The sequence below is a fragment of the Paenibacillus sp. GCM10027628 genome, from assembly GCF_042676385.1.
GTDB lineage: Bacteria > Bacillota > Bacilli > Paenibacillales > NBRC-103111 > Paenibacillus_E.
This window is the reverse complement of the sequence record NZ_JBHTHA010000027.1, coordinates 71,621-90,496: the sequence shown is the minus strand read 5'-3', so window position 1 is coordinate 90,496 and position 18,876 is coordinate 71,621. Positions and strand designations below refer to the sequence as shown.

Below are 18,876 nucleotides of genomic sequence, written 5' to 3'. Positions count from 1 at the left end.
GTGCCTTGAACTGCATTTTCTACATGTAAAAGGAACATGAGAGGTTTATCCAAAGTTTGACCTGCAAAAAGTACAGTTAATTTCACCTATTTGGCGCAAATGTCCATTTTCTCAGTAGATATCATGCACTTTTTGCAGGTTAACCGTCGCAATTGGTCTAATTAGGCCAAATTAACTGTATGTTTTGCAGTTAGGGGCTCCGAAAACCTATTACTTCACTAGCTGACCACGCGTAACGCCAAGCTGATTGGTCGCTTTCAGCGATTTCCATACTTGCGTTCCGCTAATCTCTCCGCGGATCGCACGGCGGTACAGAGCAATAATCTCCTGCACCTTCTCTGGCGATTCCTCCAGGAATTCCACGCGGAACGAACGGATGCCCAGCTCCATGAAATGGCTCAAATATTCCGCTCCAGACTGATCGATCGCATTGTAGACGGTATTGCGGCAGCCTTCATCTACGCGAACCGGATGCGACATGCCGACCCGATCCTGCAAGGAAACGCGATGCTCTTCACAAGGACGACCGCAGTTCGTGTAGTTCGTTCCTTCACTCAAGAACGTGCAATATACGCAGTGCTCCGTATGGAACATCGGCATATGCTGATGAATCACCACTTCGAGCTTGGACGTTTCGGCACGGCGGAGCAAGTCCACCATTTGCTGAATGTTCAAGTCATACGAAGGCGTCACCTTCGACAGACCTGCTTCCAAGAACAGCGCGGCTGTTTTGTGGTTCGCAATATTCAGTGAGAAATCGCCGATCAGCTGAGGTTTCGGTCCGTTCGGGTTTTCCCACTGATGCTTCAGGAAGTAATAAGCTGCGCCGGTATTACGTACAAGCACGGCATCCGGTGCCAGCTTCAAAATGTTGTTAAAATAGCCCGTCTCCCCCGGCATATGAATGCGCGGCGTTACAAGAGCAATCTTGCGGCCGGCCGCGTGAACGGCTTCTACGGCTGCGGGGAACTGCTTAATGAATTCAAAATCGGCATAGATGAAATTAACGTCGGTTTTCAGAACCGCCTTTACTTGCTCCAGATTCCGGCAGAGCGCGGTGAGCTGCACATCTTGCTCAGGCGTGCTGACAGCTGGCTGGGCCGCAGGCTGTGGCACATCGTCATACACGCCGATGTGCCGCTTCTGGTACGAGCGCGGTTTCTGCCGCTCGTCTTCCATCAGTTCAACAGCGGCGCGGCGCATGCTGTTGAGTTCGCGCATCGGCACGATCAGCTCGCCGGTCAGCTGGACATCCAGCTGGCTGAGCTCGTAAATCGTGCCGCCAAGCCGGCCGAACTGCTCCTGAAAGAGCTGTTCGTCCATGGGACGTTTTTCCGCGCGGACCAGCGGAAGCTCGGATTGCACGAAGACGGTATGGCCGCAGCTAGCATCCGTCCACCAGCTTTTGAGCGGCTCGCCCTCTACACCGGTCACCTTCACGCTAACCGGGAACGTCCGGTAGGGCTTATCGGTTTCGTAGCTTTGGCGCAGACGTTTATCAAGATGCGGATCATTCGTCTTCCAGATGCGGTCGCCGACATGCAGCCGCGTCAAGTTCACATCATTCCGACCCGGAATGATTTCGATCAAACCGCCCTCTGCTTCGCCTTCAAGCTTTTCTCCCTTGCGGCGCAAATCATAGATGCGCCCGCCTTCTTCCTTCTTCGTCGGATCCCCGGCGTCGAAGACAATACCGTCGCCGCGCTTCACCGGCGCCTCCAGCTCACAGATCACCCCGTCGCGCAGAATCTGCTTGACGCGGCCCACAAATACCCCGCGGCTCTTCGGATAAGTCCCCTCGACGAGCTGCTTGTTGTTGGTTCCTTTCAGGAAACCAACGGTAAAACCGCGCGAGAAGCTTTGCTCCAGCTCGCGCAGCTCTTCTTTCGTCGGGCGCGGATTCTCCCCGTCGAAATAACGGTCGATCGCACGTCGGTACTTGCTCACGACGTTGGCGACATACTCAGGGCTCTTCAAACGCCCCTCGATTTTAAAAGACGTCACGCCGGCCTCGATCAGCTCCGGCACTAGCTCCAGCGCCGCCAAATCCTTCGGCGACAGTAAATAAGCCACGTCGCCCATCGGCTTCTGCACGCCGTCGATCATCAAATCGTACGGCAGACGGCAAGCCTGTGCGCACTCCCCGCGATTGGCGGAGCGGCCGCCCCACATTTCGGATGTCAGACATTGACCCGAATAAGAGACACATAGCGCTCCGTGCACGAAAACTTCCATCGGCAGCTTCGCCTGGTCGCCGATTTGCTTGATTTGCTTCAGGTTGTTCTCCCGTCCGAGCACGACCCGCTCGATATCGAACGGTTTCGTGAATTCGACGGCCTCCGGCGAAGTAATCGTCATTTGCGTCGACCCGTGAATCGGGAAGTCCGGGGAGATTTCGCGAATCATTTTCACAAGACCGAGGTCCTGCACGATCACCGCATCCACGCCCGCATCCACACAAGCCTCAATCAGCTGCTTCGCCTCACTCAACTCTTCCTCGAATACAAGGATGTTAAAGGTCAGAAATCCTTTCACCCCATATAGATGAAGGAACGACATAATCTCCGGCAGCTCGTCCATCGTAAAGTTATGGGCACGGGCACGCGCGTTGAATTTTTCCACGCCAAAAAACACGGCATCCGCCCCATTGGCAACAGCCGCTCTCAGGCAATCCCAGTCCCCCGCAGGGGCTAACAACTCTATATCTTCTCTGCGTATCGTACGCATGGCAGCAAATCCCTTTCACAAATAGATCCTTAAGTTTTCTCAAGTCTTCTCTTTAGTGTAACAGAAAGGGTGGGACGGAAGCTAGGGAGGGGGTCCCCGTCATGTACCCGCAGTAAGCTTTAGAGGCCGACATCCCTCGCTTAGGTAATTTATGGGGAAGGAACCTTGCAAACTTAATCAATTTCCGACATCCGCTTTCTTTTTCTACGCCGTCTGCGAGCCGCTCTCAGGCTTTAAAAGTTAACAAAGCCCCTTATAAATGCTATAATGTCGAGGATAGTTACCTTATTTAGCAATTGAGGGATCACACTTGGTTTTGTCGAAATTTCGTGTGCCACAGCTGCTTATTGTCATAGCGCTTGGCTTCATCATTTTCATTTCGCTGCTTTTCTTCATCAGCAAAGTAGACGGAATAAAGCTCCTCTATGCGACGAGCTCTGACACCTACGATTCGGCAGCCTACGGAAATTACCAGCAAACCCTGCAGGTCGGCGTTCAACTTGAACGGCAAGACCTCCATACGTTATCAGCGAAAACGCTGCGCGAGTATAACGCGATTTATTTGGATCCTGCACTTGCGCAAGATCCGAGTTGGACGGAGCAATCCGCCAAACTCATGAAGTATGTCGAACAAGGCGGGCATTTATTAGTAGAAAACGAGTTCGCCTCCAGCTTTCCGCCTGAATTCTTAGGTGCCCGGAAAGTTGTTGATCTCAGGACAAGGGACGCTCAGATGGCATCTGCGCCTAGCTTGGCCAAAGAAACACCTAGCTTCGCCTACCCGCAAGTTCCTTACAATCTGCAAGGATTGCAGCAGGTTTTTCAGTTGTTTAGCCAAAGCTATTTCAAGCATAACACACTGGATAGCCTTCCGGGCTTGAACTGGGGATACGGATTCATTCCCTCTTCGGCCCAAACGATCGTATCTTTGGATCAGGTTTCACTCTCCATCATGAATCGGGTCGGCTCCGGGACGGTGTTGGTCAGCAGCAACTTTCTGCCGAACCGTTATTTCCCGACTGGCTACGATATGCAGAGCGGGATGGATCCGAATCAAGGCTTTAAACAGCTTGCCGAAAAATACCATGCCGAAAGCAAGCCTGTACCCGGAACGGCTTACTTCAATAAAAGGGACTTGCCGCTGGAGCCCTACTTCCATTTCGCTTTTGCCGCGGCTAATATGCAGTACCGCAGCGAACTGCTGGCTTATGTATCTAAGGAAACCCTGGGTTACAGCGCCAAAAAGGTGCTTGGTCCCTATGGCCGACCCGCGATGGCTTTCCAGAACCATTTTGAGGCGATGCCCGCCATTCAGCAGAAGGACGGCATCGCTTGGGTGGAGCTGCTCAAGAAGTACGACGAAATTCCTTCGTTCACGCTTGTGCGCAATGCCTTTTATTGGGGGCAATGGCGCGAGAGCGTGACCGTACAGCTCAATACCGGGACGAACACGCAGCCAAAGTTCGTCGGGGAGCTGCCCGGCTCGGGTTACGCGAGCGGGCTGCACGTGATGGCTGGCGGCAAGCCTTTGCGCCAAGCCTTGTTCCCGCAGTATCGCGATCTGGCGAGCGCGATCGAGCTGCCTTACCGCGCGTACCCGGCCGCGGCGGATCTGAACGGCGACGGCCGCATGGACCTGCTGGCCGGCAGCGCCGACGGATTCGTGTACGTCTACACGAATCAAGGGCCTGATGCTGCAGCGTACGCTAGCGAGCCGCTGCCGGAGGGCAAGGCGCAGCCGGACACGTTCGGCGCGCCTTCAAAGCTGCTGCTGGAGTCGGGCAAGCCGCTCCAGCTCGGGCCCTACACCACCGTTCACGCCGCCGACGTGAACGGGGACGGGCGCCCGGACCTCGTCGTCTCCGACGAGTCCGGCGCTGTCCGCTACCTGCCGCAGCTCGCTAGCGGCAGATTCGGCCCGCCCGCGGCCGTGCTCGCAGGCGGCAAGCCGCTGCAGCTGCCCGGCGGGCCTGCAGCGGCAGCCGTCGCCGACATCGATGGCGACGGCAAGCTCGACCTTGTCCTGGGCGGAGCCGATGGACAAGTGTGGCTATACAAGGGCCGCAGCGCCAAGGCCCTTGATCTGCAACAAGGCAGCGTAATCTTCGCGCTGCCTAATCACGGCACGCACGCTGCGCCGGCCGTGCGTGACATAAACGGCGACGGCCGACCGGACATCGTGGTCGGCGGGAGCGACGGGGATCTGCAGGTGTTCATCCAAGAAACCAACGGCGCTTGGTCGGATGCAGGTCCTATCAACGGTTCCAGCCTTAACCAAGTCGGCAACCATGCTTTGGTATCTGGCCACTATTCCGTCCCGCTATGGCTCGATCTCAATCATGACGGAGCGGACGATCTGATTGTCGGCAGCGTTGAATTCGGTTCTCCCGTTGCGATCGACGACCCGCAATTTCCTTACAAGGCGGAGTTGAGCGACTTTATCCAGTATGCCAAGGACAATCACTTGGATTTGAATCCGCATGTGTTCGTGCATAATTACAAATCCGCCGAGCAGGAACTTACGGAAGTCGAGCTTCATAAGCAAGCTTTCGACAAACTCGGCATCCCGTGGCTGCATCCTGGCACGAATCAACACACCTGGCGTGTAAATAATCAAGATCAGCAGCAAACGCTTCGCAGCGAACAGCAGCAAAGCATGTGGTATAATTTCGGTTTCTTGCCTTCGGATTCACCGGTTATTGCCCGTCCGGATTCGATTTGGTCGCTCCCGTTTCTTCTTCAAGATCGGAAAGGCGGGGCGGATTCCACGATGTTGATTCATACGCCGACGCCCGTACTGCGGACTGGCGATTATGCAACAACCGACATTTTTGAGTCGATGGTGAAATTGGATATGCCGATTGATTATTTCGAGCACATCGAGTACCATTTTCCCGTGCCGGCCAAAATCGCCGATTTAACCGAATTCGCCGACTATTTTAATAAGCTTCGTACGAAGCATGATTATAACTTTATGACCGAAACCCAAATGGCCCAGTCCTTCTTGGCTGCCATGAAGGGTGAAGTCCATATCAGCCAGACTTGGGCCTCCTATTGGTGGGACAAGCTGAAAGATCGCCTGGCTGGGGGCAGCCCGCATTGGCATGCCACTTTAACGCCAGATTTGACCAAGGTACCTGGCTTGGCGGATGAGTACAAGAACACGCTAGGCATCGTTATTGAGAAAGGCGAGAAGCTCGCCCAATACACCCTGCAAAGCGATTCCGACATCTATACTACACAGGATAACCGCTTCTATGTGGGGCTTGCCGGGCCGTCGTCGGTTGGCATTGCACCGGGCAAAGAAAGTTTCCATATGATACGATCCAACGTACCGTTCAAGCTGAGTTCAAAGGGCAGCGGCTATGCGATCGATCTAAAGTCAGCCGGCCTGCAGCAATTCAAGTTATACAGCCCAGACGAGTTGCTCTTCACAGGATCTACGGATCTCAAAGTCGAGCACGATGCTGCGGCGCACACCTATACAATCACCCGTTACGGGGATTCAATAACGCTTACCATCTCGAAGGCGCAGACACCTTGATTTCCGCCTTCATTTTCTTTCACTACCACCGACCAGGAGGCTTTGCAACATGTCCAATGAAGAACTTATAACCCAGCTAGAGGCGCACATTCGCGAGCGTTACGAAATTGAAGCGGACGACGATGATTTCGGCGTTGACGTCCACCTGTTTGATTATGGGTTTGTTGATTCGATCGGAGCTACGGCGCTGATCGCCCATATTGAGAAGACTTACGGCATCCAAGTCACGAATCAGGACCTGATGCTATACTCCATGAACACGGTGCGCGAGATTGCCGATTTTATTTCCAAGAAGACTGCGAGGTAACGAACGATGGAATGTAAGATTTCTTTAGAACAGCTGGCTGAAAGTCAGCATGGACAGGTCAAATATGCATCTGCCTTCGTCGATGAGCATATCGAGGATATTTTCATCGCAAACGGCTATCTCCATATTAAGCACAACTCGCCTAACGGCAGCGATGCCATCATCGAACGCGTAGGCCGTCTTGTCGAACGTTTCTCCAAAGGCGACTTCGGTTTTAAGGAAAACATTCTATTCGAGCATAAAGTCGATACTCCTTATGAAGGCGACATTATTGCAGAATTAGTGGAACGTAAGGCTATCAAGGTTTTAGAACCCGGTCTCTTCATTTTCCGTGAACCTTTCTCCAGCCTCATGCGTTTCTTGGACTACTCCTTCGTAACGAAAATCGCGAAACGATTCGAGGGTATGCAAGAAGAACATTACCCTGCCGTTATTCACGCGGAGACATTGAACAAAACGAACCACTTTACATCGTTCCCGGAACATATTCACTTTTTAACGCATCTTCGAGAGGATTTGGATGTCATTGAATCCTTCTCCCAGTCGATCCGCGATGCTGGCGGCTGGAACAAAGATCATGCGTTGGAACTTGATCGGAACATGCCGAAACCGAACTTCACTATGAATCCTTCCACGTGCTATCACTGCTATGAAGGGCTGCAGGATGAGACACTCGAAGGCGAAGGTATTGTCGTAACGGCTATCGCCAAATGCCACCGTTTCGAATCCAAAAACCATACCGATTTCGGCCGTCTGCTCGACTTCTCCATGCGCGAAATTATTTTCGTCGGCAAGCCGGATTTCGTTAAAGAAAATCGCTTGAAGTCGATTGAATACTTGAAAGAACTTGCGGTTGAATGGAATGTCGACAGTATGATGGAAATTGCTAATGATCCATTCTTCACGAACGATTTTCAAGTGAAAGCTTCGTTCCAGCGCAATCAGGAAATGAAATATGAGCTGCGCTTGACGATTCCACATGTAAAAAAATCAATCGCCTGCAGCTCGGTTAACTTCCACAGCAACACGTTCGGCAACGCATTTAATATCAAAATGGGCAAACGCAACGCCGTGACCGGCTGCGTAGGCTTCGGTATCGAGAGATGGGCATTCGCGTTCCTGGCGCAGTACGGCTTGGACGAGCAGCTGTGGCCGAAGGCGTTCCGTGAGCAGTACCATGCTTGGCAGGAGAAGGCGCTCTAATGAAAGCCGCAACTTTTCTTAAAAAAAATAGCTTCGTCCTCGGCCTGCTGCTGGCTCTCGTTGTTTCCGACCTGCTCATCGCATGGTGGAATCCGATGGTCAGCTCGCGCCGGTTTTATAAAAACGACTTCACCAAAACGCTCTACCACCATAACTGGTCCCAATCGGGACCGGTTTTCTTCGGTAATTCGTCCGTTACGGGCGCTTATATTGAGGAGAAGTCGGAGGCTCACTTGGTTGAAATGGGGCTTTCTTACGGGAAGTTGACGGATCTGAAGGAGATTCTAGCGCGCAACTTGTACCAGGTTCGAGATGAGCTCGTTATCGCGATTGATGTCCATACGATGATTGACAGCCTTGAAACGGACCCTACTTACCAGTGGTTCAAACCTTGGTATCAACCTTACGTCTATACCTATCGCGACTATTTCCGTGATTCCGGCGAAGAATTTACCAAAAATTTATGGAAAGGCAGTCTCGCCTACCAGCCGCGTTGGATTGATAAAGAGCTTTATCCCGGACGCCAGGATGATGCCTCTCTTCAGAGCAAATGGGATGACTATAACAAACGCTTCGGCTCTATGACGCTCAAGGATTTTCAAGCAAATCTCGATGCGCTGCAGTGGGTTATCCGGTATGCGGGCGACCATCAACTTCCACTTCGCGTGATCTGGATGCCGTGGAACAAAGCTTACGCTGATCCGCCGTACGTCGCCTCGCTCAAGCAGGAAGTGAATCGCCAGTTGCAAGCCGCTCATGTTCCGACCCTTGATCTCATGCATAAATACGATCCGAATTATTTTCACGATCTCGTTCATTTGAACCGGGAAGAAGGCGCTCCACTGTTCACCAAGGAGGTTGACGCATGGTTAAGTTCCTTAAAAAAACCGTCGAAATCCTAGTCTATCTTGTCATGCTGTATTTGGTTTTCGTCTATTTCACCGGCAAGGGCTTGTTCATCTACGAGAAGTTCTAACCTTATCCATTCACGAACCGTAGGTGACGCAAGCTTTTTGAAGCGAGGAGTTCTATAGCTATGTTTTATATGAATATGAACGCGATTATCGCTATGGCGGGTATGGTCGCCGTTCTGATGCTCACTCGCAAGTGGGCGGGAAATAAGCGCATTCTCATGATTATTTTCAGCCTTTGCTTTTTGCTGCTGTTCAGCAAGAAGCTTTGTCTGTTCTACGCCGTTTATACGTTGATCAACTACGGTGGTTTTGTTTACTTATGCCGGACGACGGTTTGGCGGAAGGCTACGTTCATTTTAGCCATTGTGGCCAATGTTGTCGGTGTTTTCCTCGGTGTAAGGCTGTTTGTTATGGATGTATTCCATCATCCGCTTTTCGACGCCATCATCTATCTGGGTCTCATCTATAACGTCCTTAAAGTGATAGACGGTTATTATTTCGCTTATTTCTTCGGCAAAGACGGCCAAGTACCGGCGATAGATTATGCCAATTATATCTTGTTCATCCCGACATTCACGTCCGGACCGATTTTGAAATTCCGCGACTTTATGGCAGACAGCAAAAAGCCCTATACGGTTGACTCCACTCTGTTCGAAGACAGCGTCAAGCGGATTATTCTGGGGATGTTCAAAAAAATCGTCGTCGTCACCTGGATGACCGGCATCTTCGATCAGGTTCTGAAGCAAGATCTGCATACGCATCAATCCTTGTTCTTGCTTGTTTGGTTTTACGCGCTCATATACTTCGATTTTTCCGGTTACTCCGATATGGCTATCGGTTTCGGCCGTCTGATGGGTTATACGATGCCTGAGAACTTCAAGCGGCCCTTCCTATCGCCTTCTATGACACAATTTTGGCGGAATTGGCATGCGACACTCGGGGATTTCTTCCGGGACCATATCTTCATGTTCTTCTCACGTTCCGTTCCAACACGGTGGGTCGCTTCCGGACTCTCGGTCCTGATCATGGTGATGATTGGCTTATGGCACGGCTTTACTTGGCTCTATTTCTTTTACGGCTTGTACCACGGCATTATTCTAGCTGTTGAAAATTTGCTCAAAATTACGACGGTCAACAAGAAAAAAGTATCCAAGACCTATTTCTATTTTCGCTGCTTCGTGACCCAAGCGCTCGTGACGGTTTCGGTCATTATCTACAGCTCGAATTATGAAACGGTGCTTCGCATTTATAAGGGCTTGCTTCATTTTACTTGATGAGAGTGATATAATTTGAAGTGGTCCTTTTACCTTTACAAGGTTGTTTAAAAAGTCCACTTTGATAACGAAGTCAGTCTGAAAGTAACTCGACATCGAATCTTGAACGAAACCGGGAACTCCGGTACTCACGTAGAAATCTCTACGCTCCGTTCCTCTTTCTCCGGATTTCGTCCAACCTTCTCGGTTCTGAAAGCGAACTTTTTAAACACTCATATTACTGGAGGTGTACGTAATGAAGTTAGGCGTATTTATGGTTCTGTTCGGCGGTAAACCTTTTGAGGAAGCATTGGATTATATCGCTGCGAAAGGTCTGGATGCCGTAGAAATCGGTACTGGTGGCTATCCAGGTACGGCACACTGCAAACCGGAAGAGCTCCTTGCCGATGAAAGCAAGTTGAAAGCGTTCAAACATGCGGTGGAGTCTCGCGGTTTGACAATCAGTGCGCTGAGCGTTCACGGTAATCCGCTGCACCCGCAAAAACAGATCGCCAAAGAATTTCATGATGCGATTATACAAACGATTGATCTGGCACAACGCCTAGAGGTTCCGGTTGTTAATACATTCTCCGGCTGCCCTGGCGACCATGAGGATGCGAAGTATCCGAACTGGCCGGTTGCGCCTTGGCCGAACGATTTCCAAGAAATTCTCGACTGGCAATGGGCGAACAAAGTCATTCCTTACTGGACCGAAACCGGTAAGTACGCTTCGGACCGCGGCATCAAAATCGGTCTCGAGCTGCACGGCGGCTTCTCCGTACATACACCGGCAACCCTCCTTCGTTTGCGCGAAGCAGCGGGTGATGTGATCGGTGCGAACCTTGACCCGAGCCACATGTGGTGGCAAGGTATCGATCCTGTACAAGCGGTACAAATTCTCGGCCGCGCAGGTGCGATTCACCATTTCCATGCAAAAGATACAACGGTTGATCCGATCAACGTTAACCGTTACGGCGTAACGGATATGCAATCCTACTCCAACATGCTCGACCGCGCATGGCAGTTCCGCTCTGTCGGCTTCGGTCACGACCTCAAAACATGGGCTGACATCATCAGCGCGCTGCGCCTTGTCGGTTATGACTATGTCGTGAGCATTGAACATGAAGACGGATTAATGTCCGTAGAAGAAGGCTTCTCCAAGGCTGTCCAAAACCTTCAACAAGTCCTCATCAAGGAACCTCTTGGTGAAATGTGGTGGGTATAAATTAAATATCCCGGCAATACAAAAAGCCCGCAGGTGCCGATCTCACGATCGAATTCTGTGGGCTTTTATCCGTTTCATGATTAAATTCGATTACCAGCCTTTAATCATCACGACGTCCATGATGCCGAATACGATTAAAGCTACTCCCGCAAATCCAAGAGCAAACAGATTTCTTTTCGGTGTAATCAATTGCTTAATGAAAGCAATGGCAATGACAACCGTGAAGATCAGTACATAAATATCAAAGCTGCTGTAAGTACTTGTTGTTGCTGCCGCTTCTGCTGCTAATAACATTGTGAATCCTCCTCATCGTAACTCGGTGCAAGGCACACGTCCTGCTATTTTACTTCTATGTTAGCTTGATTGGGCATTAGATGCAAGTAATTCCACGGATGTGTAACAAGTTTGTCACCATTTGCATAGAATCTCCGCATCCTACCGACAATATAACACATTTGAACGATAGGTATAACAAATGCTTATATCTCTTCCCAGCCAATTGCGTTTACCTATAACAGTAAGTATGGTACTATCTTAATGCATTCTCACTAATTATGTCGTAATTAAATTGGCATGCCGCTATGGCTTTATTAATAAGCTTATGCTTTCGATGCCAGCTATCTGGCGATATTGCGAAAATCACATAGGGAGGATCTAACAACGTGGCTTACGAACCGATATGGAACCAGGACACATCCAAATTAAACAAAATGGAATTATGGAAGCTAGAAAAAGACGGCCTCGATGTGATCCGTACGATTATTGAAGAGTATGCGCATAAAGGCTACGATTCCATTCCCGAAGACGATATGAACCGCTTCAAATGGGCAGGCGTTTATGAGCAAAAACCGAAAGACGGACATTTCATGATGCGCGTTCGCATTAACTCTGGCGTTATGACCAGCGAGCAAGCTAGAGAAATGGCTGCGATTGCTAAACAATACGGACGCAATCTCGTGGATGTCACGACACGTCAAGCGATTCAGTTCCACTGGCTGCGCGTTGAAGATTTACCGGATATTTTTAACCGCCTTGATAAAGTGGGCTTATACTCGTATGAAGCATGCGGAGATTGCCCGCGTACGATCGTTGGTAACCCGCTTGCCGACATCGATAAGGACGAGCTTATTGATACCAAAGATCTGGTCAATCAAGTGAACGATTTCTTCTTGATGAACCGCGATTTCTCAAACCTGCCTCGTAAGTATAAAATGTCCATCTCCTCGAACATTTATAACTCCGGGCACGCTGAGATCCAGTGCTTGGCTTTCACGCCGGCCACGAAAGTCATTGATGGCAAAGAAGTGATCGGTTTCCACGCATGGGTGGGCGGCGGTCTTTCCGCTAAACCTCACTTGGCCAAACAGATGGATATGTTTGTGACGCCTGAAGAAGTATTAAAAGTGGCAGTCGGTGTAACGACCGTTTATCGTGATCATGGGTATCGTGAAAAACGTCATCACGCTCGCTTGAAATTCCTTGTAGCGGACTGGGGCGTAGAGAAATTCCGTGAGGAAGTCGTGAAAGTGATCGGCGAAATGCCTACCAAAGGTGATGACAAAACCGTAGGTTGGAAAGCAGCTTACTTCGATGGCGTTCATCCGCAAAAACAAGCAGGATTGAGCTACATCGGTCTTAGCTTGCCTGTGGGCCGTCTGACCGCAGACGAACTGTTCGACCTTGCTCGCATCTCCGATCAATACGGCAAAGGCACCCTGCGTGCTACGGTTTCCCAAAACTTGATCATTTCCGACATTCCTAACGACAAAATCAATGAAGTGCTTAAAGAGCAAGTATTTGAGCGTTTAACGCCAAATCCTAAGCACTTTATGAGCCGTACAGTTTCCTGCACAGGGAACGAGTTCTGTAACCTTGCTGTTGTAGAAACGAAAGCTCGTGCGGTCAGCGTAGCAGAATACCTCGATGAGCACGTCCAGCTTGACGAAGAAGTGCGTATCCACTTCATCGGCTGTCCGAATGCTTGCGGTCAAAAGCATATTGCCGACATCGGTCTGCAAGGCGCTTTGATCAAGACGCCTGAAGGTATGGTTGACGCTTTCGACATTGCCGTTGGCGGTATTCTAGGACCTGGCGCACAATTCAATACGACGCTCAAAGGCCGTGTAAAAGGCGATAACGTTGGCCCTGTACTGGCCCAATTGATTCTGTTCTTTAAAGAGAGCCGCAATAACGGGGAGTCATTCAACGATTTCTTCAACCGTGTTGGCGCCGGCGCTTTCCAAGAGAAGCTTACACAAATTTTGGCTGACGCTTCTTAATCCATATAGACTTCAAAAAAAACAAGCTCTCTGATCCCGAATTTGGATCTTAGGGCTTGTTTTTTTATCAAAAACTCTTATCTATACGACCATTTCATAAAGAGTCGTAGTTTCCGTCAATTCATTAATGAGCTTACGGTTTTGAGCATCTTGCAGCTCTTTTTGCTTCCAGGCTTGATATCGTTTGGGATCGATGCCCAATGCAGTAATGATCTCTTGTAATTCTAAAGTCGGTTTCATTTGAAAGCCTCCACACCCTGTTTAATTTTCTCTCTCTGGCTGTTGTATATATCTTATAAATTTATTATAGGACTAGAACGCCTAGTGGGGATAGAGGGTAAAAATGTCGAAGCTTGTATGTTTCAATTAAATCTTAACAAAATCCAGATTAAGAGTTTGGCATATGTAAAAAAGCTTGGATGCTCAGGCATTTCTGCCTTATGCGTCCAAGCTTTTGCATGATTAACCCACCGCGTCTTCCAGAACTTCAAGACGCTTAGCATAGTTCTCAGAGCGTTCCCGATCCCGCTCGAGGATCGGCTTCAAGTACTGGCCGGTGTAGGATCCGGCCACTTTCACGACATCTTCCGGCGTACCGGAAGCTACGATCTGCCCGCCGCGGCTGCCGCCTTCCGGCCCCAGATCGATGAGGTGGTCCGCCGTCTTGATGACATCGAGGTTATGCTCGATGACCAGCACGGTCTCACCGTTCTCGACGAGACGGTGGAGCACCTTCAACAGACGATCGATATCGTCAATGTGGAGCCCCGTAGTGGGCTCATCGAGGATGTAGATCGTCTTGCCCGTACTGCGGCGGTACAGCTCCGCCGCGAGCTTCACGCGCTGGGCTTCGCCGCCGGACAGCGTTGTCGCTGGCTGGCCGAGCGTCATGTAGCCCAGCCCTACATCGAGCAGTGTTGTCAATTTACGATGAATACGCGGCAAGTTCTTAAAGAACTCGCAGCCATCTTCAATCGTCATCTCCAACACTTCAGAAATGCTCTTGCCTTTGTATTTCACTTCCAGCGTTTCACGGTTGTAACGCTTGCCTTTGCACACTTCGCAAGGCACGTAGACATCCGGCAAAAAGTGCATCTCAATCTTGATGATCCCGTCTCCGCGGCAAGCCTCGCAGCGGCCGCCTTTCACGTTAAAGCTGAAGCGGCCTTTCTTGTAACCGCGAACTTTAGCCTCATTCGTATTTGCGTAAACATCACGGATATCGTCGAACACTCCCGTATATGTCGCCGGATTAGAGCGCGGCGTACGGCCGATCGGGGATTGGTCGATATCGATCACTTTATCGACATGCTCCAAGCCGTTGATTTCTTTGTGCTCGCCAGGGCGAACCTTGGCGCCATTCAGATCGCGCGCAAGCGTTTTGAATAGGATTTCATTGATCAGCGTACTTTTGCCAGAACCAGACACACCTGTCACGCAAGTGAACACGCCAAGCGGCACCTTCGCAGAAACGTTGCGCAAATTGTTCTCCTTGGCGCCCTTCACTTCGATCCACTTACCATTCGGCTTGCGGCGCTTTGCAGGAACAGGAATGAACCGTTTACCGCTGAGATACTGTCCGGTTAATGAATTAGGGTCTTCCATCAGCTCTTTCGGCGTGCCTTGAGCGATGACTTGACCGCCATGGATACCCGCACCAGGCCCGATGTCAATAATATAATCGGCTGCCATCATGGTATCCTCATCATGTTCTACGACAATCAACGTGTTACCAAGGTTTCGCATATGCTCCAACGTCTGGATCAGTCTGGTGTTATCCCGTTGGTGCAGCCCAATGCTCGGCTCGTCCAAAATGTACAGAACGCCCATTAAGCTGGAACCGATTTGCGTAGCCAAGCGAATCCGCTGAGCTTCCCCGCCGGATAATGTGCCTGCCGCTCTGTGCATCGTCAAGTAGTCTAGGCCGACGTTCACCAGGAAGCCCAGGCGAGCTCTAATTTCCTTAAGGATAAGGTTAGAGATCGTAAGTTCTTTCTCGGTTAAGTCCAGTGACTGGAACCATTCTTCAGCCTCGCCGATGGACAAAGAAGTCGCGTGGGCAATGTTCTTGCCGTTAATCGTGACAGCGAGCGTTTCAGGCTTCAGACGCTGACCTTTACACTTCGGACAGGGCTTGGTGCTCATATAGCTTTGAATATGCTCGCGAATACCTTCGGAGAACGTATCTTTGAACCTGCGCTCCAGGTTGCGAATAATGCCTTCGAAAGGAACGAGCGCTTCCTTCGTCGCTCCCATATCGTTCTCATAGCGGAAACGAATTTTCTCTCCGCCGGTGCCGTACAAAATCACTTTCATCTGGTCGTTATTAAGCTCGGAAACCGCCACATCACGCGGAATTTTGTAATGTTCGCAAACCGCCGCAAGGAATTGCGGGTAATAGTTCGAAGTGCTTCCCGCCCACGCTTCAAAAGCTCCTTCTTCTATCGTCAGCTTATTATCCGGAACGAGAAGCTCCGGATCGACGATCATCTGGCTGCCAAGACCATCACATTCGGGGCAAGCTCCGAATGGGCTGTTGAACGAAAACATTCTCGGCGCAAGCTCTTCAATACTGAAGCCGCACTCCGGACAAGCCAGGTTCTGACTGAACATCAGCTCTTCCTGGTCAATGACGTCCACAATAACGCGTCCGTTCGCTAACTTCAGCGCCGTTTCCAAGGAATCGGCTAGGCGGGCGTGTACATCGTCTTTCACGACGATACGGTCAACGACGACATCAATCGTATGTTTTTTGTTCTTATCCAGCTCGATTTTCTCAGCAAGGTCGAGGGTTTCGCCATTAACACGCACCCGAACAAAGCCTTGTTTCTGAATATCCGTAAACAGCTTTGAGTGTTCGCCTTTACGCCCGGATACGAGCGGAGCAAGAATTTGGAGCTTTGTACGTTCCGGATATTCCAGGATCCGGTCAACCATTTGTTCCACCGTTTGCGACGTAATCTCGATGCCATGCGTTGGACAATGAGGTCGTCCGATGCGGGCGAAAAGAAGCCGCAAATAGTCGTAAATTTCCGTCACCGTTCCGACGGTCGAACGCGGGTTGCGGCTTGTCGTTTTTTGGTCGATAGAAATCGCCGGTGACAATCCTTCAATGGAATCCACATCAGGCTTATCCATCTGTCCGAGAAACTGCCTTGCATAGGCAGATAAGGACTCTACATATCTACGTTGGCCTTCTGCATAAATCGTATCAAAAGCAAGTGACGACTTGCCCGAGCCGCTAAGACCGGTTAGCACGACAAACTTATCGCGTGGAATCGTTACGTCGACATTTTTCAGATTGTGAGCTCTCGCTCCTTTAATGACGATATTATCTCTGGACACGAATACCCTTCCTCTCCAAGCCTTTTATCTATTCGCCCTGCTACCGGGCGTTAATCACATCTAAAGCTGAAGCCTCCATTAGGCTTCAGCTTTCATTTCCATAATAGCGTCACGCAGCTCTGCTGCTCGCTCGAACTGCAGGTTCTTGGCCGCTTCTTTCATCTCGGCTTCCAAGCGTTCGATCAGCGAAGCGCGATCTTTCTTCGACATCTTCTCGCCCTTCATGCCGGTGAGATAATCCGCCTTCTGCTCGGCTACCTTCGTCGCCTCGATCACATCGCGCACTTTCTTCGCAATGGTTTGCGGCGTAATCCCATGCTTCGTGTTATAGGCCTCTTGAATGCTTCGGCGCCGGTTCGTCTCGCGGATCGCTTTATCCATCGAGTCGGTGATCTTATCTCCGTACATGATAACCCGGCCTTCGGCGTTACGCGCAGCACGGCCGATCGTTTGGATCAGCGAACGCTCAGCACGCAAGAAACCTTCTTTATCCGCGTCCAAGATGGCGACAAGAGACACTTCCGGGAGATCAAGCCCTTCTCTCAAAAGGTTGATCCCTACAAGAACGTGAAACGTTCCCAGACGCAGATCACGCAGAATTTGCATCCTTTCGAACGTTTTAATGTCGGAGTGCAAGTAACGTATTTTTACTCCAATTTCTTTGAAGTAATCCGTTAAGTCCTCCGCCATTTTCTTCGTTAACGTCGTCACCAGGACCCGTTCGTCTTTGCGAATGCGATCCTGTATTTCTGCCAATAGATCGTCAATTTGACCTTTCGTCGGTCTCACTTCGATAATCGGATCGAGCAGCCCCGTCGGACGAATGATTTGTTGAACCATTTCGGGACAATTTTCAAGTTCATACGGTCCAGGCGTTGCCGAAATATATAAAATTTGATTAACCTTCTCTTCAAATTCTTCAAAACGAAGCGGTCTGTTGTCGAGAGCGGAAGGCAACCGGAAGCCATGATCGACGAGCACTTCTTTCCTTGCACGGTCACCATTATACATGGCCCGGATTTGCGGCAGGGTCACGTGTGATTCGTCAACCATGACAAGCATATCCTCAGGGAAATAGTCCATAAGCGTATAAGGCGTGGCCCCTCGCTCACGGAACGTCAGCGGTCCCGAATAGTTCTCAATGCCGGAGCAGAAACCCATCTCCTGCATCATTTCCATATCGTAGCGAGTCCGCTGTTCCAGCCGCTGCGCCTCGAGCAGCTTGCCTTGCTCGCGAAGCTCCGCAAGCCTCTCTTCCAGCTCCCGCTCGATATTCACGAGCGCACGTTTCATCGTATCTTCATGCGTTACGAAGTGAGACGCCGGGAAAATGGCTGCATGCTCGCGTTCCCCGATAATCTCGCCCGTCAGTACGTTGATCTCAGTTATCCGTTCGATCTCGTCGCCAAACAGCTCGACTCTGATCGCATGTTCACCGTGCGAAGCCGGGAAGATCTCAACGACATCCCCGCGTACCCGAAAGGTACCGCGCACAAAGTTCAGATCATTTCTCTGATACTGAATATCCACGAGCCGGTGCAATATCTCATTTCGCGACTTCTCCATCCCCACACGCAAAGAAAGCAGCAAAGAACCGTATTCCATCGGCGATCCCAAACCGTAAATACACGACACGCTCGCAACAATGATGACGTCACGGCGCTCGAACAACGAGCTGGTTGCCGAATGGCGGAGCTTATCGATTTCTTCATTAATGCTGGAGTCTTTCTCGATGTACGTGTCAGAGGAAGGAATGTAGGCTTCTGGTTGGTAGTAATCATAGTAGCTGACGAAATAGGAGACGGCGTTATGAGGGAAAAATTCTTTAAATTCGCTGCACAACTGTGCGGCTAACGTTTTATTATGTGCAATGATCAGAGTAGGACGGTTTAACTTCGCGATTACCTGAGCGGCCGTAAACGTCTTGCCTGTTCCCGTAGCGCCAAGCAGCGTCTGGTGCCTCTTCCCCGCTTGAATGCTTTGAACGATTTCCTCGATGGCTCTTGGCTGGTCGCCCTGAGGAGCAAATTCGGATACGAGCTCAAACTTCTTTGAACTGACCACAATATCATTCATCAA

General features: G+C 50.5%; 12 protein-coding genes. 7 read left to right on the top strand and 5 right to left on the bottom strand.

The genetic code is table 11. From position 1 onward, the window contains the following. Positions 1–210: 210 nt before the first annotated feature. On the bottom strand, positions 211–2,727 hold the full coding sequence (locus ACFQZT_RS19715; protein WP_379302553.1) for a U32 family peptidase: 2,517 nt from the start codon (positions 2,725–2,727) through the stop codon (positions 211–213). 316 nt (positions 2,728–3,043) lie between these two features. Between ACFQZT_RS19715 and ACFQZT_RS19710 the strand changes: the two genes are divergently transcribed. The 6 genes from ACFQZT_RS19710 to ACFQZT_RS19685 all read left to right on the top strand — a co-directional run bounded on the left by ACFQZT_RS19710 (position 3,044) and on the right by ACFQZT_RS19685 (position 11,173). Beyond that, positions 3,044–6,271, top strand: a complete 3,228-nt coding sequence (locus ACFQZT_RS19710) for an FG-GAP repeat domain-containing protein (RefSeq protein WP_379302552.1) — start codon at positions 3,044–3,046, stop codon at positions 6,269–6,271. Between the two features lie 49 nt (positions 6,272–6,320). Beyond that, the gene (locus ACFQZT_RS19705) at positions 6,321–6,578 is read left to right on the top strand and encodes an acyl carrier protein (RefSeq protein WP_379302551.1); all 258 of its coding nucleotides are present in this window, start codon (positions 6,321–6,323) and stop codon (positions 6,576–6,578) included. Between the two features lie 6 nt (positions 6,579–6,584). Continuing rightward, positions 6,585–7,781 carry a class-II aminoacyl-tRNA synthetase family protein gene (locus ACFQZT_RS19700; RefSeq protein ID WP_379302550.1) on the top strand — a complete coding sequence of 399 codons (1,197 nt, stop codon included), beginning with the start codon at positions 6,585–6,587 and terminating at the stop codon, positions 7,779–7,781. After that, positions 7,781–8,683, top strand: coding sequence for a hypothetical protein (locus tag ACFQZT_RS19695; RefSeq protein WP_379302549.1), 903 nt, complete (start codon positions 7,781–7,783; stop codon positions 8,681–8,683). The genes ACFQZT_RS19700 and ACFQZT_RS19695 overlap by 1 nt, the downstream gene beginning before the upstream one ends. Before the next feature lie 134 nt (positions 8,684–8,817). Next, positions 8,818–9,969: an MBOAT family O-acyltransferase gene (locus tag ACFQZT_RS19690; RefSeq protein ID WP_379302548.1), complete on the top strand. Its 1,152-nt coding sequence runs from the start codon at positions 8,818–8,820 to the stop codon at positions 9,967–9,969. A gap of 235 nt (positions 9,970–10,204) precedes the next feature. Next, positions 10,205–11,173 (top strand): sugar phosphate isomerase/epimerase family protein, encoded by a 969-nt coding sequence (locus ACFQZT_RS19685; RefSeq protein ID WP_379302547.1) that lies wholly within the window; start codon positions 10,205–10,207, stop codon positions 11,171–11,173. A gap of 90 nt (positions 11,174–11,263) precedes the next feature. Here the strand turns inward: ACFQZT_RS19685 and ACFQZT_RS19680 are convergent, their stop codons facing one another. Continuing rightward, positions 11,264–11,467 (bottom strand): hypothetical protein, encoded by a 204-nt coding sequence (locus ACFQZT_RS19680; RefSeq protein WP_379302546.1) that lies wholly within the window; start codon positions 11,465–11,467, stop codon positions 11,264–11,266. Positions 11,468–11,835: 368 nt separating this feature from the next. Here ACFQZT_RS19680 and ACFQZT_RS19675 point away from each other — a divergent pair, with 368 nt between their 5' ends. Continuing rightward, positions 11,836–13,452, top strand: a complete 1,617-nt coding sequence (locus ACFQZT_RS19675; protein ID WP_379302545.1) for a nitrite/sulfite reductase — start codon at positions 11,836–11,838, stop codon at positions 13,450–13,452. 81 nt (positions 13,453–13,533) lie between these two features. Here ACFQZT_RS19675 and ACFQZT_RS19670 read toward each other — a convergent pair whose 3' ends face one another. The 3 genes from ACFQZT_RS19670 to uvrB form a co-directional block, all read right to left on the bottom strand. Further along, positions 13,534–13,692, bottom strand: coding sequence for a hypothetical protein (locus ACFQZT_RS19670; RefSeq protein WP_379302544.1), 159 nt, complete (start codon positions 13,690–13,692; stop codon positions 13,534–13,536). 222 nt (positions 13,693–13,914) lie between these two features. Then, positions 13,915–16,797 carry an excinuclease ABC subunit UvrA gene (gene uvrA, locus ACFQZT_RS19665; RefSeq protein ID WP_379302543.1) on the bottom strand — a complete coding sequence of 961 codons (2,883 nt, stop codon included), beginning with the start codon at positions 16,795–16,797 and terminating at the stop codon, positions 13,915–13,917. A 78-nt stretch (positions 16,798–16,875) separates the two neighbouring features. Further along, positions 16,876–18,873 (bottom strand): excinuclease ABC subunit UvrB, encoded by a 1,998-nt coding sequence (uvrB, locus tag ACFQZT_RS19660; protein ID WP_379302542.1) that lies wholly within the window; start codon positions 18,871–18,873, stop codon positions 16,876–16,878. Positions 18,874–18,876 lie beyond the last annotated feature (3 nt).

Bases quoted from the DNA above. Each gene is read 5' to 3' on its own strand.
- ACFQZT_RS19715 (WP_379302553.1), bottom strand. From the start codon at position 2,727: ATGCGTACGATACGCAGAGAAGATATAGAGTTGTTAGCCCCTGCGGGG.
- ACFQZT_RS19705 (WP_379302551.1), top strand. From the start codon at position 6,321: ATGTCCAATGAAGAACTTATAACCCAGCTAGAGGCGCACATTCGCGAG.
- ACFQZT_RS19700 (WP_379302550.1), top strand. From the start codon at position 6,585: ATGGAATGTAAGATTTCTTTAGAACAGCTGGCTGAAAGTCAGCATGGA.
- ACFQZT_RS19695 (WP_379302549.1), top strand. From the start codon at position 7,781: ATGAAAGCCGCAACTTTTCTTAAAAAAAATAGCTTCGTCCTCGGCCTG.
- ACFQZT_RS19690 (WP_379302548.1), top strand. From the start codon at position 8,818: ATGTTTTATATGAATATGAACGCGATTATCGCTATGGCGGGTATGGTC.
- ACFQZT_RS19685 (WP_379302547.1), top strand. From the start codon at position 10,205: ATGAAGTTAGGCGTATTTATGGTTCTGTTCGGCGGTAAACCTTTTGAG.
- ACFQZT_RS19680 (WP_379302546.1), bottom strand. From the start codon at position 11,467: ATGTTATTAGCAGCAGAAGCGGCAGCAACAACAAGTACTTACAGCAGC.
- ACFQZT_RS19670 (WP_379302544.1), bottom strand. From the start codon at position 13,692: ATGAAACCGACTTTAGAATTACAAGAGATCATTACTGCATTGGGCATC.
- uvrB (WP_379302542.1), bottom strand. From the start codon at position 18,873: ATGAATGATATTGTGGTCAGTTCAAAGAAGTTTGAGCTCGTATCCGAA.